This is a genomic window from Serinicoccus shuyuelongi, assembly GCF_045032955.1.
Classification (GTDB): Bacteria; Actinomycetota; Actinomycetes; order Actinomycetales; family Dermatophilaceae; genus Ornithinicoccus.
Genome location: NZ_JBJFZU010000004.1, coordinates 263,447 through 282,715 on the forward strand (window position 1 = coordinate 263,447; position 19,269 = coordinate 282,715).

Sequence of the window (19,269 nt, forward strand, 5' to 3'; positions counted from 1 at the left end):
GCGTCGCCTGTGGTTGCGCGGCATACCTGGGAGGTATGCCGTTCACCCCGACCGCTCCCCCGTAGACTGCCGCGGTGGCCGAGCTCGTTTTCTTCACCGGGACGATGGACTGTGGGAAGTCGACCCTCGCGCTGCAGATGGACCACACGCACGCGGTGCGCGGTCGGGGCGGCCTTCTCTTCACCCAGCACGACCGGTCCGGCGCGGCGGTGGTCTCCTCACGTTTGGGGCTGAGCAAGGGCGCGCTGGAGGTGGACGACGACCTTGACTTCTGGGAGTTCGTCGCCGAGCAGCGCACCAAGGGGCGGCGCATCGACTACGTCATCTGTGACGAGGCTCAGTTCTACCGGCCGGAGCAGGTCGAACAGCTCGCCCGGCTGGTGGACGAGATGGGGATCGACGTGTATGCCTTCGGCATCACGGCGGACTTCCGCACCGAGCTCTTCCCCGGGTCCCGTCGGTTGATCGAGCTGGCCGACCGGACCCAGCAGTTGCAGGTGCAGGCGCTGTGCTGGTGCGGCCGCCCCGCCACCGTCAACGCCCGGGTCGTGGACGGCACGATGGTCGTCGAAGGTGAGCAGGTGGTGGTCGGTGACGTCGGCGGCGAGGACGACGACGCCGAATTATCGGGTGAGCCGGCGCCCCTGGTGGAGTACGAGGTCCTCTGCCGTCGGCACTACATGCGCCGGATGAACTCCGCGGCCGCGCGGGCTGCATCGCTGTCCCCGGACACGTTGCCCTTCGACCTCGACCTGTGCCCGCTGCCGATGGTGCCGCCGCCCTGAGCGATCAAGGAGTTGGTCCGGGCTGACGGCATACCGGCGGGGTGGTGGCAACCACAGGCGACGCCCGGTCGGTCTGAGGACAACCACAGGCGACGCTCGGTCCGTCTGAGGGCAACCACAAGCGACGCTCGGTCGGTCTGGAGGGGTGCCGGCCTCAGGTCTGGGTGACGAGCAGCGGGATCGCGGTCTCCGCGTCGGTGATCGAGCCGTGGTGCCCGCGCAGCCCCAGGACCGCCGGGCGCAGGTCCCGCGAGTCGAGCAGGGTCGCGTCCCCGAGCATCGCGGCCACGACCTCGCCGATCCGTTCCTCGTAGCCCGGGCGGACCGGGCCGAACCAGCCCGCCTCGACGGCCTCCTCGCGGGACAGCACGACCGCGCTCTCCCCCAGCTCGGCCCGCCAGCCGGCGACCACGTCGTCCACCGCGCCGGGCGCGCACCAGGCCTGCGGGGCCCGGGGCTCACCGGCCAGCAGCGACACCCCGGATGCCAGCGCCGGCTCGTGGGCCAGGTCGCGACGGCTCCCGTGCGGGGCCTCGACCATCCCGTGGTCGGCCGTCACCGCCAGCACCGCACCCGCGGGCAGCCGCCCCAGCAGATCCGCCACCCACGCGTCGAGCGCCTCCACGGCCTCGCCCCACTCGAGCGAGTCCGGGCCGTGCACGTGCCCGGCCTTGTCGATCTCGTCCCAGTAGGCATACACCAGGGACCGCCCCCGACGACCTCCTTGAGCGACCGCACGCAGCACCCCCTCCGTCCGTTCGGTATGCGTGCTCGCACCCACGAAGCCCCCTCCGCGCAGCGAGGCGCGGGTCAGGCCGGAGTCGGCATACCGCGGCCAGGAGACCGTGCTCATCGTCACGTCCCGCCGGGCAGCGTGCTGGAACAGCGTCGGCAGCGGCTGGTGCGAGGCGGGGTCAGGCCCGTCCTGCCAGGCGAGGTGGTTGAAGCGCCGACCCCGCCAGTTGGTCTGCCAGCCGATGATCCCGTGCCCGCCGGCCGGCAGACCGGTGCCCAGGCTGGTCAGGCTGGTCGCGGTGGTCGAGGGGAACCCGCAGGCGAACCCCTCGGCCCCCGCCGGGCTCGACATCGCGCGCAGGGTGCGGGCGTGCCCGCTGCGGCGGGCCAGCTGCTCGGCGCCGAGCCCGTCGACCAGGAGCACCACCACCACCCGCGCCTCCGGCAGCTCCCAGGAGGCGGGGTGCACCCCCTCGGGCAGGTCGGGCACGCCCAGGGACCGCAGCGCGGCGGGCACCACGGACGGCAGCCCGGTGCCGGGTCCGGGTGGTCTGTAGCCCCCGGCGGGCGTGGCTCCCTCAGGCACGTCCCCGGCCGGCACGGCCCCGGTCATCGGCCGAGGCGCGCGGACAGCTCGCTGGCGAAGGCGAGCGCCTGCTCGAGCCGTTCCACCCCGTCGGTCTCCGCGGCCACCCGCAACGAGATGTCGTCGCTGGAGACGGTGCCCTCGTAGCCGTGGTCGCCCTCGCACTGCGGGTCCTCGCAGAGCGCCGGCAGCAGGTCCACCCGGGCCACGGCCCCCCAGCCGAGGGTGAGCGTGATGGCGCGCCCGGCGAGCCCCCCGTCGTAGGTCTCCGGGTCCGGCACGACGTGCGTGAGCATCACCCCGCGGACCGAGCGCAACGGCACGGTCTCACTGGTCGCGGTCGCCAGCCGCTGCCGCTCCGGCCCCTCGTGGTCGTCGGCGTGCGCGATCACCAGCCGCCGGTCGGTGAGCACCAGCACGGTGAGGTGGTTGCGCACCGCGGTCTCGTCGAAGGTCGTCTCCGCGTGCACCAGGTGGGTGACCACGGTGTCCCGGCCGACCGCGGTGACGACGACGTCGTGCACGACGGCCGGCAGGTAGCCCGCGGCCTCGATGTCGGCGACCAGCGAGTCCGGCAGGGGTGACCTCACACGACGAACCATGCGCCCATCGTCTCAGACGCCGGAGAGCAGCGACCGGCGCTCGGCGTCGGCCCGGGTCGGCGCGGGCGCGACCCGGATGCTCGCGCCCAGCACCTCGATGCCGTCCTGGTGGGCCAGCACCGGGTTGAGCCGCACGTGGGCGAGCTCGGGGTGGTCGTCGGCGAGCACCGAGACCCGGGCGATCAGGTCGTGCAGCGCGGCCTGGTCCACCGGCATCGCGCCGCGGTAGCCGTCCAGCATCGGGGCCGCCTTGATCGAGCCGACCATCTCGGTGATGTCCACGTCGGTGAGCGGCGGGAAACGGTGCGCCTCGTCCCCCAGCAGGTCGATCGGCAGGCCGGCCACCCCGAAGCCGACGACCGGCCCGAACAGCGGGTCCTCGACCGAGTTGACCTCCACCGGCACCCCGGAGGGCGCCATCCGCTGCAGTGCGATGCCCTCGACGCCCAGCGGTCCGAGCAGCCCCGCCATGTCCCGGTATGCCGCCCCCACCGCCTTGGGGTGGCGCAGCCCGGTGCGCACCCACCCCTGTCCGGGCTGGTGCTGGATGACCGGTGAGGTCGCCTTCAGCACGACCGTGCCGCCGAGCCTCTTGTAGGCCTCGACCGCCTCGGTGTCGGAGTGCACCGGCACCCGCGGCCAGACCGCGATGCCGTAGGCCGCGAGCACCGCGGTGACCTCGTCGGCATCCAGGTCCACCCCCCGCGGGGCACGGGCCAGCGCCCCCTGCAGGATCTCGGTCGCCGCACCCCGGTCCAGCCCCTCGGGGCGCACCCGCTCGCCGTGGTCGCGGCCCAGCCACTGGGCATACCGGGTGGCGGCGGCCAGCGCACGCACCCCCTCCTCCGGCATCGGGTAGGTCGGCACCCCGGTGCCCTCGGTGTCGCCGCGCATCCCGAGGAAGGTGGCCACGCACGGCTTCTCGTGCCCGGCGACGGCCTGCCCTACGGCCTCGACCACCTGCGGGTCGATGTCGGCGACCGGAGGGATGAAGCAGGCGATGAGCGAGTCGACGTCGTCGTCGGCGAGCGCGGCCTCCACGACGCTGCGGAACTCCTCCAGCTGCGCCTCCGCGGAGACGGTGACGGGGCCGTGCGTGACCTCCAGGCCGCGGGCGCTCGCCGCGTCCGCCGCCAGCGACCCGAGTGCGTCGTTGTTGCTGACCACCGCGACCCGCGGCCCGCGGGGCAGCGGCTGCGTGGTGACGAGCAGCGCCACGTCGAAGAGCTGGCGGGCGTTGTCCACCCGGATCACCCCGGACTGGCGCAGCATCTGACCGAACGTCTCGGGGCGCTCGCGGGTGTCCCGCACCCGGTGCCCCTGCGGGATCGCGAACTTGCCGGCCCCGGACTTCACCACGATCACCGGTTTGGTCATCGCCAGCTTGCGGGCGATCCGGGAGAACTTGCGCGGGTTGCCCATCGACTCCAGGTAGAGCCCGACGGCGGTGGTGGCGTCGTCGTCCATCCAGTACTGCATGAGGTCGTTGCCGGAGATGTCGACCCGGTTGCCGGCCGAGGCGAAGGTGGACAGCCCCAGCCCGCGGCGGCGGGCGGAGGCCAGCATCGCGATGCCCAGGCCACCGGACTGGGTGAACAGGCCCAGGGTGCCGAACGGCGGCAGGTGCTCGGCCGAGGCGATGGAGGCGTTCAGGCGTGTCTCGGGGTCGTTGTTGATGAGCCCGAAGCTGGTCGGCCCCAGCACCCGCATCCCCAGGTGACGGGCCGTGACGAGCAGCTGGTGCTGCAGGGCACGGCCTTCGGTGCCCGCCTCCGCGAACCCCTCGGAGGCCACCACCAGCCCCTTCACCCCGGCGTCGGCGCATTCCTGGACGGCGCCCAGCACGTCCTCGGCGGGGACGGCGACCACCGCGAGGTCGACGCCGCCCTCGATGTCCCGCACCGAGGCATACGTGGGACGGCCGCAGACCAGGGTGCCCGGCTCGGCGCGGCTGTTCACCGGGTGCGCGGCGCCGGTGAACCCGCCGGCGACGATGTCCTCGAAGAACGCGCGCCCGATGGTGCCCTGGCGGCGGCTGACCCCGATCACCGCCACGGTGGACGGGTGCAGCACGGCCCGCATCGACCGGGACTCGGAGCGGTGCTCCCGGGACATCCGCACGGCCCGGGAGGCGTCCGTCGGCTCGATGTCGAAGGACACCGCGATGACGCCGTCGTCGAACTCGTGAGTCACCTCGAAGCCGGCGTCCCGGAAGACGCCGATCATCCGCCGGTTCTGGGGCAGCACGTCAGCGACGAACCGGGTGATCCCGGACTCCCGGGCGATGTCGGCCAGGTGCTCCAGCAGCACCGAGCCCACCCCGCGGCCCTGGTGGTGGTCGGAGACGTTGAAGGCCACCTCGGCCACCGGACCACCCGAGGTGGTCCGGTCGTAGCGGCCGATCCCGACCAGGTCGTCGCGGACGAACATCACCAGCGCCACCCGGTCGTCGTAGTCGACGTGCGTGAACCGGTGCACGTCCTTGTCCGAGAGCCGCTTGATCGGGGCGAAGAAGCGCAGGTAGATGGACTCCGCGGACTGGGCGGCGTGGAAGCCGTGGATCGCCTCCACGTCGTCGGGGCGGATCGGCCGGACGTGGGCGACCATGCCGTCGGAGAGGACGACGTCGGCCTCCCACTCGCGCGGGTAGCCCGGGGGAAGGGTCTCCGGCTCGGACGCGCTCATGGCTCCACTATCCCATCGCGGACCGACACGGGTCGGGTGGTGGCCGTCACCGGTGCGGCCGGGGTCGTCTGCCGTGCCACCCTCGGGGTATGCAGTTTCGCGAGGTGGTGCGCCGACGCCGGATGGTCCGCGCCTACGACCCGGACCGGCCGGTCCCGCCCGAGGTCCTGCAGCGTGCGCTGGAGCACGCGATCCGGGCCCCCAGCGCGGGCTTCTCCCAGGGGTGGGACTTCGTGGTGCTGGTGAGCCCGCAGGAGCGCGGGACGTTCTGGGACGCGGCCACCGGGGCGGACGACGAGCAGCGGCAGGACGCCTGGCTGCGGGGGGTGCGGACCGCCCCCTGCCTGGTGGTCTGTCTCTCGGACAAGGACGCCTACCTGGACAGGTATGCCGCCCCGGACAAGGGCTGGAGCGACCGGGACGAGGAGCGCTGGCCGATCCCCTACTGGGACGTCGACACCGGGATGGCGGCGCTGCTGATGCTGCTCACCGCGGTGGACGAGGGTCTGGGCGGGCTGTTCTTCGGGGTTCCCGCTCCCCGGCAGGCCGCCACCTTGGAGGCGCTCGGGGTGCCGGCAGGTCGGCGGGCCGTGGGCGTGGTGGCCCTGGGCTACCCGGCGCCGGACCGCCGCTCCCCGTCGCTGCGGCGGGGACGGCGCGAGGTGTCGCAGGTCGCGCACCGGGGGCGCTTCGGCGTGCCCTGGCAGGGCTGACCGTCAGGCGCGGCCCGCGAGGAAGGCGTCGACCTCGGCCGCGGTGGGGGCCGTCGCCGGTCCGCGCCGCGTGACCTTGATGGCCCCTGCGGCGTTGGCCCGGCGAGCCGCCTCCGGCCAGTCGCGGCCACCGGCGACCTCGGCGCACAGCACGCCGGTATGCGTGTCGCCGGCGCCGTTGGTGTCGACCGGGGTCTGCGGGAAGCCGTCGACCTCGGTGGTCCGCCCGTCCACGCGCACCACACAGCCGTCCGGGCCGTCGCGGACCACCACCACGGCGCCCTCGGGGAGCAGGCGGGCGACCGCCTCGCAGAGGTCCGCCACGCTCGGGGTGGGGTCGGCAGCGTTGTCCTCCGTGTCGCTCGGATCGCCGACCAGCTCCCGCGCCTCCTGCGCGTTCGAGGTCCACACGGTGGTCCGTGCCAGCACCCGTTCGACGACGGATGCCTCGAGCGTCGCCATCGGCGCGCCGGGGTCGAGCACCACGTCGACCCCCGCGGGCAGAGCCTCCAGCCAGGTCAGCAGCGGGCCCTGGGTCGGCGGCAGCAACGTGTACCCGGAGACGCAGACGAGGTCGCCCGCCGCCGGTCGGCTGGTGGCCAGCGACTCGGCGGTGATCCGGCGCTCGGCCGCCCGGGTGGTGACGAAGGTGCGTTCGGCGCTCGGCTCCACCAGCACCACGCAGACCCCGGTGTCCAGGTCGGTGACCGGGGCCGCGCTCGCCCGGACGCCCTCGGCGGCGAGCACCTCCCGGACCAGGTCGCCGTTGGGTCCGGTGCCGACCGCCCCGGCGAGCACCGCCTCCGCCCCGGTGCGGGCGGCCGCGACGACGATGGTCACCGAGCCACCGGCATACCGGGTGGCGGTCTCGGCCATCACGTTCCCGCCGCGGGGCGGCAGCCGGGGCACCTCGACGACGAGGTCGACCATGGCCTGACCGGTGTGGATCACCCTGCGGGACGACGAGGTCATGGCGGCCAGCCTGCCACGGTGCGGTCCGCGCACGGCGCCGCCCCGGCGAGCGCATACCCTCGGGCGCATGAGCACCAGCGCCGTCCTCGCCGCCCTGCCCACCGTCCGGCCCTGGCTGGAGGACCTCTATCGGCACCTGCACGCGCACCCGGAGCTGTCGATGGCCGAGCACGGCACCGCCGCCCGCGTCGTCGAGGAGCTGCGGGAGATGGATCCGGACGGGACGGCCTTCGAGATCGGCACCGGATTGGGTGGGACCGGGGTGACCGCGGTGCTGCGCAACGGCGAGGGACCGACCGTCCTGGTGCGCGCCGACATGGACGGGCTCCCGGTCGCCGAGGACACCGGACTGGAGTATGCCTCCACGGTCACCACCATGAACGCCGCCGGTGAGCAGGTCCCGGTGATGCACGCCTGCGGCCACGACACCCACGTGGCGACGCTGCTGGCGTCGGTGCGGCTGCTGCTGGCGGGGCGCGAGCACTGGTCCGGCACCCTGGTCGCCGTCTTCCAGCCGGCCGAGGAGCAGTTCAACGGGGCCGAGGCGATGGTGGCGCAGGGGCTCGTCGACGCGGTCCCGCGACCGGACGTGGCGCTGGGCCAGCACGTGCTGCCGGGGCCCGCAGGGTCGGTGCAGGTGGCGGCCGGGCCGATCATGGCGAGCTGCGACGACTTCCGGGTCACCCTCTACGGAAAGGGCGGGCACGGGTCCGCGCCGCACACCGCGATCGACCCGGTGGTGATGGCCGCCTCGCTGGTGATGCGGCTGCAGACGGTGATCTCCCGGCAGGTGTCTCCGCAGGCCACCGCGGTGCTGACGGTCGGTCGGATCGCGGCCGGGACGAAGACCAACATCATCCCCGAGCACGCGGTGCTGGAGGGGACGGTGCGCACCTACGACGACGCGGTGGCACGGCACTGCCTCGAGGTCATCGAGCGCACCGCGCGCGCCGAGGCCCTCGCCTGGGGCGCCCCCGACCCGCTGGTGGAGACCTTCGACCACCTGCCGGTCACCGACAACAGCCCGGACGCCACCGCGGTGGTGCGGGCCGCTCTCGGTGCCGAGCTCGGGGCCGGGCAGGTGCGGGACTTCACCCCGGAGATGGGTTCGGAGGACTTCTCCGAGCTGCCGAACGCCTGGGGCGTGCCCTACTGCTACTGGGGGTTCGGGGCGTTCGACGCCGACGCGTGGGCGGCCGCGGAGGCGCGGGGCAGCGAGCGGCACGACTTCCCGGACAACCACTCCTCGCACTTCGCCCCGGAGCTGCAGCCGACGCTGGACACCGGGGTGCGGGCGATGGTCGCCGCGACGATGGCCTGGGTGGGGCGCCCGCAGCCCTGACCGGTGGGGGCGGACCGGTAGCGGTTCGTTTCGGCTTGCGGCGAAAAGGCATTGCGGGTATGTCAGGGGTCGGGCCTAGCATGCCAGCGTGGCCATCATCGAGGCGCATGACCTGCGCAAGACCTATCACTCCCGCTCCGGCGACGTGCATGCCCTCGCAGGGCTGAGCCTGAGCGTGCCCGAGGGCACCGTCAAGGGGCTGCTGGGCCCCAACGGAGCCGGCAAGACGACCGCCGTCAAGGTGCTCAACACGCTGCTGCAGCCGGATGGTGGCACCGCGACGGTGGATGGCATCGACGTCCTCAGCGACCCCGAGGCGGTGCGCCAGGTGATCGGTGCCAGCGGCCAGTACGCGGCGGTCGACGAGCACCTCACCGGCCGGGAGAACCTGGAGATGGTGGGCCGGCTCTACCACCTGGGCTCGCGGCGTGCCAAGGCCCGCGCGGGTGAGCTGCTGGAGCAGTTCGACCTGGTCGAGGCCGCCGACCGCCCGGTCAAGGGCTTCTCCGGGGGTATGCGCCGGCGCATCGACCTGGCCTGCGCCCTGGTCAACACCCCGCGGGTGCTCTTCCTCGACGAGCCGACGACCGGGCTGGACCCGCGCAGCCGGATCGGCCTGTGGGAGGTCATCAAGGACCTGGTCAAGCACGGCACCACGGTGCTGCTCACCACCCAGTACCTCGAGGAGGCCGACTACCTGGCCGACGACATCAGCGTCATCGACCACGGGACGGTGATCGCCGAGGGCACGGCCGACGAGCTCAAGGCGCAGATCGGTGGCCACCGGGTCGTGGTGACCCTGGTGGACGCCGCGCAGAGCGGTGCCGCGTCCGAGGTGCTGGCCCGGCACGGCACCGAGGAGGTGCAGGTCGACTCCTCCGGCCGGACCCTGTCGGTCGCGGTCGCCGGTGGTCCGCAGGCGCTGCAGCAGGTGCTGGGGGCGCTCGCCGACACCGGGGTCGAGCTGCACGACGCGGGGATGCGCCGCCCCACCCTCGACGACGTCTTCCTGGCCCTCACCGGCCGGGAGCGTGCCGACGAGACGGCTGACGAGACGATCGAGCAGGGAGCCCGACCATGACCGCTGTGAACACCACCTCCGGGACCACGCGGCCGGCGACCGGGGGCGACAGGGGCGCGACGCTCGGGACCTGGGCGAGCGACGTCGCCACGGTCACCTGGCGCAACCTCATCAAGTTCCGCCGCAACCCCGAGATCCTGCTCTTCGCGGTGCTCCAGCCGATCATGTTCGTCGTCCTGTTCAGCCAGGTGTACGGCGGGTCCATCGAGACCGAGGGGGTCAACTACACCGATTACCTGATGGCCGGGATCTTCGGGCAGACGGTGCTCTTCGGGTCCACCTTCTCGGGCTACCAGATGGCGCAGGACCTCAAGGAGGGGATGATCGACCGGTTCCGGACGCTGCCGATGCACGACTCGGCGGTGCTCTTCGGACGGACCAACGCCGACCTGGCGCTGAACGCGGTCTCGATGGTCATCATGATGGCCACCGGCTTCGTTATCGGCTGGCGGTTCACCGAGGGCTGGCTCTCGTTCCTCGGTGGTGTCGGCATCCTGCTGCTGTTCAGCTACGCCTTCAGCTGGGTGATGGCGCTGCTGGGGATCGTCGTGCGCACGCCCGAGGTGATCAACAACGCCTCGTTCATGATCCTCTTCCCGCTGACCTTCATCTCCAACGCCTTCGTGCAGACCCAGAACCTGCCGCGCGTGCTGGAGGTCTTCGCCAACTGGAACCCGATCTCGGCGCTGGTCCAGGCGGCCCGGGAGCTGTTCGGCAACACGGGCGGCGCACCGACGCCGGACACCTTCCCGATGCAGAACCCGGTGCTCACCATCATCGCCGGGTCGCTGCTGATGCTGGCCGTCTTCATCCCGCTCGCGGTGTCACGCTTCCGGAAGGCGTCCTCGCGCTGAGGGCGAGGGCGAAGGTCAGCGGTCAGTGATCCCCGGGGACGCCTCAGGCGGTCCGGTCGAGGATGAGCCTGGCTGCCTCCTCGGGCGCGTCCCACTGCGGGAAGTGCCCGCACCGCTCGAACCAGTGCAGCTCCGCGTCCGGGAAGGCCGTGATGGCGCGCTGGGCCTGCCGGGGCAGGGTGACCAGGTCGCGGCGGCCCCAGCCGATCGTGGCCTGTCCGGGCAGCGTGCCGCGGGCGGCGCCCTCCTGCTTCGGTCCCTTCGTCAGGGCGTCCATGGCCGCGCCGGTCGAGGGTGCCGTGGCGAGCCCGCGCAGGTCCGGCAGCACGGTGTCGGCCGACAGCGCCCAGGGGCGGGCCGAGAACTGCGCGAGCAGGGCAGAGCGCGACACCGGGTTGCCCAGCAGGGTGGGCAGAGCCCCGCTGAGCGCCGTGACGAGCTTGATCGAGGGACGCAGGGTGCCGCTGAAGACGGCGACCTCACGGTCGCTCCAGAAGCCGCCGGGGGCGAGGGCGACGGTGTCGCCGCCCACCCCGCGGCGGGCCAGCTCGAGCACGATCCGGGCACCCATGGACTGGCCCGCGGTGGAGACCGCGCCGAGGCCCTGCTCGTCGATGAAGTCGGCGACCGCGTCGGTCAGGGTCGCGATCGAGACCTCTCCGGTCAGCGGTGCGGACTCACCGAAGCCGGGCAGGTCGACGGCGATGACCTCGCGCTCTGCGGTCAGCCTCTCGAGGATCGGGGCCCAGGACTGCGAGCCTGCGCCGAGGCCGTGGACCAGCAGCAGGGGGTTGCCGCTGCCGCGCCGTACGTGATGGAGAGTCATCCACCGATCCTAGGGCGGTGGTCCTCGGGCATCCCTGGTGGGAGCAGGCCGACCGATGGGTGTGCGGAAACGGTGTGTCACATCGGTCGTCCTGATAACGATGTGACACACCGTTTCCGCACAGGTATGCCTGCGCCCCACCCTGCTCAGGAGGAGGTGGTGGCCCGCCAGACGAGCACGGCTGCGGCCAGGTCCTCGGCGGCCGTGCCGACGGACTTGAAGACGGTGACCTCGGACTCATCCCGGCGGCCCGGGTCCCGCCCGGACGCGAGGTCCGCCAGGGTGACTGCGACGTCGTCCTCGGTGAGCGTCCCGCGGCGCAGGGGTCCGGCGAGCTCCCCACAGGTATGCCGTGCCTCGGGGACGTCGACCACCACCCGGGCGCTGGTGACGAGTGCCTCGTCCGCCTCGACCATGTCGGGGGTGAACGAGCCGATCAGGTCGACGTGGGTGCCGGGTGAGACGTCCTCGCCGAGGATCAGCGGGCTGGTGGCCGAGGTGGCAGAGGTGATGGCGTCGGCGGTGCGGACGGCGGCGCGCAGGTCGTCGACCGCCTCGGCGGCCACGCCTTCCTCCCGCAGCTGGGCGGCGAGGGTCTCCGCCTGGTCCGGCTGCCGCGCCCAGACGCGGGTCAGCTGCACGTCGCGGACGGCGGAGTAGCAGGCGGGGACAGCGGCGCAGACGTTCCCGGCGCCGACCAGCAGGTGCTCGCGCACGACCCTGGGTGCCAGGTGGTCGGCGGCCAGGGCGCTGGCGGCGGCGGTCCGCCACCGGGTGAGCTCGGTGCCGTCAAGGACGGCGACGGGGACGCCGGTCGCCGCGTCGATGAGGGCATACGTCCCGTGGATGGCGGGGAGACCACGGGTGCCGTTACCGGGGTGGTGGGTGGCGATCTTCACCCCGAGCCATCCGCCGTCGCGCCAGGCGGGCTTGACGAGGAGGGTGTCCTGCTGGTCCGCGCCGAGGCGCAGGTTCATCCGCTCCGGGACGTGCACGTCGTCGGCGGCGAAGACCTCCCGCAGGGCGGCGACCAGTGCGGCCGGCTCGAGTGCGTCCCGGACCTGGGCTGCGTCGAGGAGGCGCATCAGAGCGCGACCCGCTCCCCCGCGAGCCACACCTGCTCGACCCGCTCCCCCAGACCGGTGAGGTCGTCGTAGGCGCCGTCGAGGACGACGACGTCACCGACCTTGCCCGGCTCCAGGGTGCCGTGCTCCTCGGCGACCCCGAGCAGCTCGGCGGCGACCTGGGTGCTCGCGTGCCAGGTCTGGACGGCGCTCATCCCGAGGTCCCGCATCAGGGCCAGCTCGTCCAGGTTCGTGCCGTGCACGCCGACCCCGGAGTCGGTGCCCATGGCGACCTTCACGCCCGCCTCGATCGCGCGCCGCACGGAGTCGTCGTGCGCCTGGGAGACGAGCCGGGCCTTGGCCACGACCGCGTCCGGCAGCGGGGCTCCGGCATCCGCCTGGGCGAGCACCGCCCGCGGGGCGAGCAGGGTCGGCACCAGCCAGGTGCCGCGCTCGAGCATCATCTCGATCGCCTCATCGTCCAGGTAGATTCCGTGCTCGATGGACCGGATGCCGCTGCGGATCGCGGACTTGATGCCGGCGGTGGCCTGGGCGTGCGCCATCACGTGCAGGCCCGCGGCGCTGGCCTCGGTGACCAGGGCGGTGAGCTCGTCGTCGCGCAGGTGACCGTGCAGCGGGTTGCTGCGCGGGGAGAGGACCCCGCCGCTGGTGGCGACCTTGATCACGTCGGCACCGCCGCGGATCAGCTCACGGACCTTCTTGCGCATCTCGACCGGTCCGTCCACCACGCCGGAGGGGCAGCCCGGGTGCTCGGGCATGAACCCGACGTGCGCCCCGCACAGCTGCCAGTCGTCCCCGTGACCGCCGGTCTGGCTGATCATGTTGATCGCGATCTGCATGCGCGGGCCCGGCACCAGCCCGCGGCGGACCGCCTCGGCCACGCCCAGGTCGGATCCGCCGGCGTCGCGCACCCAGGTGATCCCGGTGGCCAAGGTGCGCTGCATCCGTCCGGCCGCCTCGAAGAACGGCAGGCTGAACGGGGTCTGCAGGGCGCGGGTGACGCTGGGCTGCTCGAACATGAAGTGCACGTGGCAGTCGAAGAGTCCCGGGGTGACCGTCTTCCCGGTGCAGTCGACGACGGTGTCCGCCTCGACCTCCAGGCTCGGGCCGACCTGGGCCACCCGTCCGTCGACCACCAGGACATCCGCGACGGTGGGCTCGGCGAGCGTGCCGTCGACCACCGTGCCACCACTGAAGAGAACGCTGCTCATGGTCTGCACGCTACCCGGCGGGGTATGCCGGTCGTCCGGTCGGAGCACGACGCCCGCCCGGTCGGAGCACGACGCCCGCCCGGTCGGAGCACGACGCCCGCCCGGTCGGAGCACGACGCCCGCCCGGTCGGAGCACAACGCGCGCCCGGTCGGAGAAAGGGTGGTCAGGTGATGGTGCGGTCCTGGCCGGCGACCCACATCGAGGCGAAGGCCGCCATCGCCACCCCGATCAGCACCAGGCCCGGCACCGCCCAGCCGCCGGTCGCCGAGGCCAGCACCCCGACGACGAACGGGCCGGCGGCCCCGATGCTGTAGCCGATCAGCTGGCTCATCCCGGACAGCGGCCCGGTGACGCTCTCGTCCGCCGAGCGCAGCACGATCAGGGTGAGCGCGAGCGCGAAGCCGGTCCCCTGGGCGGCGCCGGCCACCACCACCCAGAGCGGCCAGGCCTGCGGCAGCACCGCCAGCCCGAGCAGCACCAGGATCCACACCACGGCCACGGTGCAGCCGATCCAGCCCTGGGTGGGCCGTCGTCTGGTCAGCCAGGGCACGGCGAGGGTGAACGGGATGCCCATCACCTGGAAGACGGACAGCGCATACCCAGCGGTGACCTGGGCCAGCCCTACCTCCTCCATGAGGTACGTCGGGATCCAGGTGGTGAAGCTGTAGTAGAGGGCGGACTGGGTGCCCAGCGCCACCGCGACCACCCACGCCAGCCGGTAGCGCCACAGCGTCCGGACCGCCGGCCGGGTGGTGACCGACCCGTCGTCCGCAGCCGCCCGCCGCTCCTCACGCCGTTCCTGTCGCTCGTGCCGGGCCACCGCGAGCCACCACAGCGGCGCGGCGAGCACCGCCAGCACACCCCAGACCCCGAGCCCGACCCGCCAACCGAACTGGTGCGCCACCGGCACCGTCAACGCCGCGGTCAGCGACGCACCCACCGCCAGGCTCGCGGTGAACGCCCCGATCAGCTGCGGGGCGCGTTCCCGGAAGTCCCGTTTGGCCACCACCGGCACCAGCACGTTGCCGATCGTCATCCCCACCCCGAGCACGAGGGTGCCGACGAGCAGGGCCACCGGTCCGCCGAGGACCCGCGCCACCGACCCGAGGACCACCAGGGCGAGGCCGACCAGGATCGCGCTGCCCGGGCCGACCCGGCGCCCGAGCCGGACCGCCCCGGGCGCGGCGAGGGCGAACAGCAGCACCGGCAGCGTGGTGAGCAGGCTGGCACCGGCCGTGGACAGCCCGATCTCCTCCTGCAGCTCCCCCAGCAGCGGGGGCACCGCGGCGATGGAGCCGCGCAGGTTGAGGGCGACCAGGACCACCGCGGCCAGGGTCAGGCCGGCGCTCGAGGGTCTGCTCACCGGGACAGGGTATGCGTGCTGGGGTGCACCGCCGAGGTCGCGTCAGTCGAAGATCGCGCTGTAGGCGTTGAGCGCCAGCTGCCCACCGAGGTGCGCGTAGAGCACGGTCGAGTCCGGACCGATGGTGCCGTCGCCGACGAGGTCGATGAGCCCGGCCATCGACTTGCCCTCGTAGACCGGGTCCAGGATGACGCCCTCCAGCCGGCCGACCGTTCGGATCGCCTCCACCGTCGCCTCGTCCGGGATGCCGTAGGCCGGCCCCTCCCAGCCGGGAAGCACGGTGATCTCGTCGTCGCGCAGCTCCCGGCCCAGGTCGAGCAGGCCAGCGGTGTGGGTGGCGATCCGGCGGACCTGGTCGCGGGTCTTCTCCAGGGTGGCGGAGGCGTCGATCCCGATGACCCGGCGCGGCCGCCCGCCCGCGTCCTCGATCTCGGCGAAGCCGGCGATCATCCCGGCATGCGTGGAGCCGGTCACCGTGCACACCACGACGGTGTCGAAGAAGACTCCGAGCTCTTCCTCCTGCGCCACCACCTCGTGCGCCCAGTTCGCGAAGCCCAACCCGCCCAGGTGGTGCTCGGAGGCGCCCGCCGGGATGGGGTATGCCGTCCCGCCCGCCTCCTCGACCTCGGCGATCGCGGCCTCCCAGCTGGAGCGGATGCCGATGTCGAAGCCGGCGTCGTCGAGCCGGACGTCGGCGCCCATGATCCTGGACAGCTCGATGTTGCCGACCCGGTCGTTGCCCGGGTCCTCCCAGTCCACCCAGCGCTCCTGCACGAGGACCGCCTTGAGCCCGAGGTGGGCGGCGACCGCCGCGACCTGCCGGGTGTGGTTCGACTGGTAGCCCCCGATGGAGACCAGGGTGTCGGCACCGGAGGCGAGGATGTCGGGGACGATGTACTCCAGCTTGCGGGTCTTGTTGCCGCCGAAGGCCAGCCCGGAGCTGACGTCCTCGCGCTTGGCCCAGACCCTCGCCCCACCGAGATGGTCGCTGAGCCGGTCCAGCGGGTGCACCGGGCTGGGCCCGAAGGTGAGGGGGTGGCGGGGGTAGTCGGACAGTGCCATCGAGGTGCTCTCTTCCCGGTCCGTGGGCCGGACCACATCAGCAATATATTGCATATCGCAGCGTTGCGGCGGCGGTCCCGGCCTCTAGGCTGGGTGGATGCCGGTCCCCAGCACCCCCGCACGCAGCCGCAGCCTGCTGCGCGACGACGTCTACGGCCAGATCAGGGACGCGATCGTCCGGGGCCGGCTGGCCCCTGGGGAGAAGATCAACGACGCCGAGCTCGGCGCCTGGCTCGGGGTGTCTCGCACCCCCGTCCGGGAGGCGCTGCTGCGGCTGGGCCGTGACGGTCTGGTGCTGGCCCGGCCCGGGCGGGTGACCACCGTCTCCCCCGAGGACGAGACGACCCTGGCGCACGCCCGGGAGGTGGCGGCCGAGCTGCACGGGCTCGCCGTCCGCACCGCGGCATCCCGCCTGGGCGCCGACGACCTGGCAACCATGGACGAGGCCACCGCCCGGCTGCGGGAGGCCCTGTCGGTGCCCGACCCCGCCGCGGCGCTGCAGGCCGACGACGACTTCCACGCGGTGGCCGTCCAGGCCGCCGGCAACCCGATCCTGGCCGACCAGCTGGACGCGGTGACGGCGATGCTGCGGCGGGCCGAGTTCCTGCACTTCGGCTCGCTCACCGGCAGCGACTCCCCCGCCGAGCACGACCTCATCGTCCGCCGGCTCCGCGAGGGCGACGTCCCCGGGGCCGTGCAGGCGACCCGGGCCAACTGGCTGGGCCTGGGCCGACCCCGGCCCGCCGCGCCTCCGCCGTGATCCCGGGCCCTCGGCATACCCTGAACGGACCCTGACGCGCCCGTCGGGGCCCCACCGTGAGCACGAAAGGTCGCCCCACCTCCCCATGGCCCGTCGCAAGCGCCCGCAGAGCGAAGACCTCTTCGACGTCGAGGAGAAGATCATCGACGTCGACGTCCAGGAGGAGATGGAGGGGGCGTTCCTGGAGTACGCCTACTCGGTCATCTACTCCCGTGCGCTGCCGGACGCCCGGGACGGCCTGAAGCCGGTGCAGCGCCGGATCCTCTTCGGGATGCGCGAGCTGGGGCTGCGCCCGGACAAGGCGCACGTCAAGTGCTCACGGGTCGTCGGTGAGGTCATGGGTAAGTACCACCCGCACGGGGACACCGCCATCTACGACGCGATGGTCCGGATGGCGCAGCCGTTCACCATGCGGCTGCCGCTGGTCGACGGGCACGGCAACTTCGGCTCCCTCGACGACGGGCCCGCCGCCAGCCGCTACACCGAGGCCCGGATGGCGCCGGCCGCGCTGCTGATGACCGGCAGCCTGGACGAGAGCACCGTCGACTTCGTCCCCAACTACGACGACCAGCTGCTGCAGCCGGAGGTGCTGCCCGCGGCATACCCGAACCTGCTGGTCAACGGCGCCACCGGCATCGCGGTCGGGATGGCGACCAACATGCCGCCGCACAACCTGGTGGAGGTGATCGGCGCCGCCCGGCATCTGATCGCGCACCCGGAGGCCGACCTGGAGGCGCTGATGCGCTTCGTGCCCGGGCCCGACCTGCCGCTCGGCGGGCGGATCGTAGGCCTGGACGGGATCCGTGATGCCTACGAGAGCGGCCGCGGCAGCTTCCGGACGCGCGCCACCGCCCGGATAGAGAACGTCACCCCCCGCAAGAAGGGCATCGTCGTCACCGACCTGCCCTACACGGTGGGTCCGGAGAAGGTCATCGAGAAGGTCAAGCAGCTCGTCCAGAGCAAGAAGCTGCAGGGCATCTCCGACATCATCGACCTCACCGACCGGACCAAGGGCCTGCACCTGGTGATCGAGATCAAGACCGGGTTCAACCCCGACGCGGTGCTCGAGCAGCTCTACAAGCTGACCCCGATGGAGGAGTCCTTCGGGATCAACAACGTCGCGCTGGTCGAGGGCCAGCCGCGCACCCTGGGGCTGCGCGAGCTGCTGGCTGTGTATGTCGACTTCCGCACCGACGTGGTGCGTCGCCGGACCGCGCACCGGCTGGCGAAGAAGCAGGACCGGCTGCACCTGGTCGAGGGATTGCTGATCGCGATCCTCGACATCGACGAGGTCATCCAGCTGATCCGGGCCGCCGAGGACGTCGGCACCGCGCGGGAGCGGCTGATGCAGGTCTTCGACCTGACCGAGATCCAGGCCAACCACATCCTCGACCTGCAGCTGCGCCGGCTGACCAAGTTCTCCCGGATCGAGCTGGAGAGCGAGCGTGACGAGCTGCGCCGCGAGATCGAGGAGTTGCAGGCGATCCTGGGCGACGAGGCGCTGCTGCGCAGGGTCGTGTCGCAGGAGCTGGCCGAGGTCGCCGCCGAGCACGGCACCCCGCGGCGCACGGTGCTGCTGGAGAGCGACGGCTCGGGCGGTGGCGGGTCTGCGGCCACCTCCGGGCGCAACGCAGCCACGGGGACGACCGCGGGTATGCAGCTCGAGGTCGCCGACGACCCGTGCTGGGTGCTGCTCTCCTCCACCGGGCTGCTGGCCCGGACCTCCGGCGCCGACAGCGAGGACGAGGCTGACGGCGAGGGCGAGCGTGCTGCGGGCCGACGCGCCAAGCACGACGTCATCACCGCGCGGGTGCGGGCCACGGCCCGGGGCGAGGTCGGTCTGCTGACCAGCGCCGGCCGGGTTGTCCGCCTCTCCGTCGTCGAGCTGCCGGCGCTACCGCCCTCGGCGGACGCACCGAACCTGTCCGGTGGGGCCCCGGTCTCCGCGTTCGTGGACATGCCGCCCGGGGAGCAGGTGCTCGGCCTGTGCACCCTGGGGACCGAGGGGCAGGGCCTGGTGCTGGGCACCCGGCAGGGGGTCGTCAAGCGGGTGAACCCGGACTACCCCTCCCGGGACAGCTTCGAGGTCATCTCCCTCAAGGACGGCGACAGCGTGGTCGGGGCCCTGGAGCTCGCGACCGGTGAGGAGGAGGTCGTCTTCATCACCTCCGAGGCGCACCTGCTGCGCTACTCCGCCTCCCTGGTCCGGCCGCAGGGCCGCTCCGGCGGTGGGGTGGCCGGGATCAAGCTGGGGGCCGGTGGCGCGGTCGTCGGCTTCACCGCGGTGGACGCCTCGGTGGAGAACGTGGTCGTCACCGTGGCCGGTTCTGCCGCCAGCCCGCCCGCCACCCAGACCGGCACCGTCAAGGTGACCGACCTGTGGGCATACCCCACGAAGGGACGGGCCACCGGCGGGGTCCGCTGCCACCGGCTGCTCAAGGGTGAGGACGCACTCATCCTCGGCTGGGCCGGCGCCGCTCCCCCGCGTGCCGCGTCCGGGAACGGGGTGGCCGTCGAGCTGCCGGAGACCAACGACAAGCGGGACGGGTCCGGGGTGCCGGCCGCGGCCCCGATCGCCAGCGTCGGCTGAGCTCTCCGGCCTCGAG

General features: G+C 72.9%; 16 protein-coding genes. 7 read left to right on the plus strand and 9 right to left on the minus strand.

The annotated features are described in order from the left end of the window. Positions 1 to 74: 74 nt before the first annotated feature. On the plus strand, positions 75 to 785 hold the full coding sequence (locus ACI3EY_RS07550) for a thymidine kinase (RefSeq protein ID WP_405039978.1): 711 nt from the start codon (positions 75 to 77) through the stop codon (positions 783 to 785). Positions 786 to 939: 154 nt separating this feature from the next. Here the strand turns inward: ACI3EY_RS07550 and ACI3EY_RS07555 are convergent, their stop codons facing one another. Genes ACI3EY_RS07555 through ACI3EY_RS07565 form a run of 3 tightly spaced genes read right to left on the minus strand, consistent with a single transcriptional unit; the run spans position 940 to position 5,393 of the window. Further along, positions 940 to 2,133 (minus strand): alkaline phosphatase family protein, encoded by a 1,194-nt coding sequence (locus ACI3EY_RS07555; RefSeq protein WP_405039979.1) that lies wholly within the window; start codon positions 2,131 to 2,133, stop codon positions 940 to 942. Beyond that, positions 2,130 to 2,708 carry a DUF5998 family protein gene (locus ACI3EY_RS07560; RefSeq protein WP_405038071.1) on the minus strand — a complete coding sequence of 193 codons (579 nt, stop codon included), beginning with the start codon at positions 2,706 to 2,708 and terminating at the stop codon, positions 2,130 to 2,132. Before ACI3EY_RS07560 ends, ACI3EY_RS07555 begins: the two co-directional genes overlap by 4 nt. Positions 2,709 to 2,720: 12 nt before the next feature. After that, positions 2,721 to 5,393: a bifunctional acetate--CoA ligase family protein/GNAT family N-acetyltransferase gene (locus ACI3EY_RS07565; RefSeq protein ID WP_405039980.1), complete on the minus strand. Its 2,673-nt coding sequence runs from the start codon at positions 5,391 to 5,393 to the stop codon at positions 2,721 to 2,723. 89 nt (positions 5,394 to 5,482) lie between these two features. Between ACI3EY_RS07565 and ACI3EY_RS07570 the strand changes: the two genes are divergently transcribed. After that, positions 5,483 to 6,106 (plus strand): nitroreductase family protein, encoded by a 624-nt coding sequence (locus ACI3EY_RS07570; protein ID WP_405039981.1) that lies wholly within the window; start codon positions 5,483 to 5,485, stop codon positions 6,104 to 6,106. 3 nt (positions 6,107 to 6,109) lie between these two features. Here ACI3EY_RS07570 and ACI3EY_RS07575 read toward each other — a convergent pair whose 3' ends face one another. Beyond that, positions 6,110 to 7,078: a PfkB family carbohydrate kinase gene (locus ACI3EY_RS07575; RefSeq protein ID WP_405039982.1), complete on the minus strand. Its 969-nt coding sequence runs from the start codon at positions 7,076 to 7,078 to the stop codon at positions 6,110 to 6,112. Positions 7,079 to 7,145: 67 nt separating this feature from the next. Between ACI3EY_RS07575 and ACI3EY_RS07580 the strand changes: the two genes are divergently transcribed. The 3 genes from ACI3EY_RS07580 (at position 7,146) to ACI3EY_RS07590 (ending at position 10,355) form a co-directional block, all read left to right on the plus strand. Beyond that, on the plus strand, positions 7,146 to 8,420 hold the full coding sequence (locus ACI3EY_RS07580) for an amidohydrolase (protein ID WP_405039983.1): 1,275 nt from the start codon (positions 7,146 to 7,148) through the stop codon (positions 8,418 to 8,420). Positions 8,421 to 8,508: 88 nt separating this feature from the next. Beyond that, positions 8,509 to 9,501 (plus strand): ATP-binding cassette domain-containing protein, encoded by a 993-nt coding sequence (locus ACI3EY_RS07585; RefSeq protein ID WP_405039984.1) that lies wholly within the window; start codon positions 8,509 to 8,511, stop codon positions 9,499 to 9,501. Continuing rightward, positions 9,498 to 10,355: an ABC transporter permease gene (locus ACI3EY_RS07590; RefSeq protein ID WP_405039985.1), complete on the plus strand. Its 858-nt coding sequence runs from the start codon at positions 9,498 to 9,500 to the stop codon at positions 10,353 to 10,355. The genes ACI3EY_RS07585 and ACI3EY_RS07590 overlap by 4 nt, the downstream gene beginning before the upstream one ends. A gap of 43 nt (positions 10,356 to 10,398) precedes the next feature. Here ACI3EY_RS07590 and ACI3EY_RS07595 read toward each other — a convergent pair whose 3' ends face one another. The 5 genes from ACI3EY_RS07595 to ACI3EY_RS07615 all read right to left on the minus strand — a co-directional run bounded on the left by ACI3EY_RS07595 (position 10,399) and on the right by ACI3EY_RS07615 (position 15,903). Beyond that, positions 10,399 to 11,181 (minus strand): alpha/beta fold hydrolase, encoded by a 783-nt coding sequence (locus ACI3EY_RS07595; protein WP_405039986.1) that lies wholly within the window; start codon positions 11,179 to 11,181, stop codon positions 10,399 to 10,401. Positions 11,182 to 11,327: 146 nt separating this feature from the next. Continuing rightward, the gene (lhpI, locus tag ACI3EY_RS07600) at positions 11,328 to 12,266 is read right to left on the minus strand and encodes a bifunctional Delta(1)-pyrroline-2-carboxylate/Delta(1)-piperideine-2-carboxylate reductase (RefSeq protein ID WP_405039987.1); all 939 of its coding nucleotides are present in this window, start codon (positions 12,264 to 12,266) and stop codon (positions 11,328 to 11,330) included. Continuing rightward, positions 12,266 to 13,477 (minus strand): metal-dependent hydrolase family protein, encoded by a 1,212-nt coding sequence (locus tag ACI3EY_RS07605; RefSeq protein ID WP_405039988.1) that lies wholly within the window; start codon positions 13,475 to 13,477, stop codon positions 12,266 to 12,268. The genes lhpI and ACI3EY_RS07605 overlap by 1 nt, the downstream gene beginning before the upstream one ends. Before the next feature lie 164 nt (positions 13,478 to 13,641). Beyond that, the gene (locus ACI3EY_RS07610; protein ID WP_405039989.1) at positions 13,642 to 14,841 is read right to left on the minus strand and encodes an MFS transporter; all 1,200 of its coding nucleotides are present in this window, start codon (positions 14,839 to 14,841) and stop codon (positions 13,642 to 13,644) included. Between the two features lie 42 nt (positions 14,842 to 14,883). After that, positions 14,884 to 15,903, minus strand: coding sequence for a 1-aminocyclopropane-1-carboxylate deaminase (locus ACI3EY_RS07615; protein WP_405040006.1), 1,020 nt, complete (start codon positions 15,901 to 15,903; stop codon positions 14,884 to 14,886). A gap of 97 nt (positions 15,904 to 16,000) precedes the next feature. On the opposite strand from ACI3EY_RS07615, the gene ACI3EY_RS07620 reads away from it, so the two are divergent. Both ACI3EY_RS07620 and ACI3EY_RS07625 read left to right on the plus strand, forming a co-directional pair. Then, a complete protein-coding gene (locus ACI3EY_RS07620; protein WP_405039990.1) occupies positions 16,001 to 16,663 on the plus strand; it encodes a GntR family transcriptional regulator in 663 nt (220 codons plus the stop codon). Positions 16,664 to 16,748: 85 nt separating this feature from the next. Next, positions 16,749 to 19,253 carry a DNA gyrase/topoisomerase IV subunit A gene (locus tag ACI3EY_RS07625; protein WP_405039991.1) on the plus strand — a complete coding sequence of 835 codons (2,505 nt, stop codon included), beginning with the start codon at positions 16,749 to 16,751 and terminating at the stop codon, positions 19,251 to 19,253. The last annotated feature ends 16 nt before the right edge of the window (positions 19,254 to 19,269 follow it).

What these genes read in the sequence shown, in the direction of transcription:
- ACI3EY_RS07620 (WP_405039990.1), top strand. Translation starts at nt 16,001, where the DNA reads ATGCCGGTCCCCAGCACCCCCGCACGCAGCCGCAGCCTGCTGCGCGAC.
- ACI3EY_RS07625 (WP_405039991.1), top strand. Translation starts at nt 16,749, where the DNA reads ATGGCCCGTCGCAAGCGCCCGCAGAGCGAAGACCTCTTCGACGTCGAG.
- ACI3EY_RS07555 (WP_405039979.1), bottom strand. Translation starts at nt 2,133, where the DNA reads ATGACCGGGGCCGTGCCGGCCGGGGACGTGCCTGAGGGAGCCACGCCC.
- ACI3EY_RS07615 (WP_405040006.1), bottom strand. Translation starts at nt 15,903, where the DNA reads ATGGCACTGTCCGACTACCCCCGCCACCCCCTCACCTTCGGGCCCAGC.
- ACI3EY_RS07575 (WP_405039982.1), bottom strand. Translation starts at nt 7,078, where the DNA reads ATGACCTCGTCGTCCCGCAGGGTGATCCACACCGGTCAGGCCATGGTC.
- lhpI (WP_405039987.1), bottom strand. Translation starts at nt 12,266, where the DNA reads ATGCGCCTCCTCGACGCAGCCCAGGTCCGGGACGCACTCGAGCCGGCC.
- ACI3EY_RS07560 (WP_405038071.1), bottom strand. Translation starts at nt 2,708, where the DNA reads ATGGTTCGTCGTGTGAGGTCACCCCTGCCGGACTCGCTGGTCGCCGAC.
- ACI3EY_RS07605 (WP_405039988.1), bottom strand. Translation starts at nt 13,477, where the DNA reads ATGAGCAGCGTTCTCTTCAGTGGTGGCACGGTGGTCGACGGCACGCTC.
- ACI3EY_RS07595 (WP_405039986.1), bottom strand. Translation starts at nt 11,181, where the DNA reads ATGACTCTCCATCACGTACGGCGCGGCAGCGGCAACCCCCTGCTGCTG.
- ACI3EY_RS07565 (WP_405039980.1), bottom strand. Translation starts at nt 5,393, where the DNA reads ATGAGCGCGTCCGAGCCGGAGACCCTTCCCCCGGGCTACCCGCGCGAG.
- ACI3EY_RS07580 (WP_405039983.1), top strand. Translation starts at nt 7,146, where the DNA reads ATGAGCACCAGCGCCGTCCTCGCCGCCCTGCCCACCGTCCGGCCCTGG.
- ACI3EY_RS07570 (WP_405039981.1), top strand. Translation starts at nt 5,483, where the DNA reads ATGCAGTTTCGCGAGGTGGTGCGCCGACGCCGGATGGTCCGCGCCTAC.
- ACI3EY_RS07590 (WP_405039985.1), top strand. Translation starts at nt 9,498, where the DNA reads ATGACCGCTGTGAACACCACCTCCGGGACCACGCGGCCGGCGACCGGG.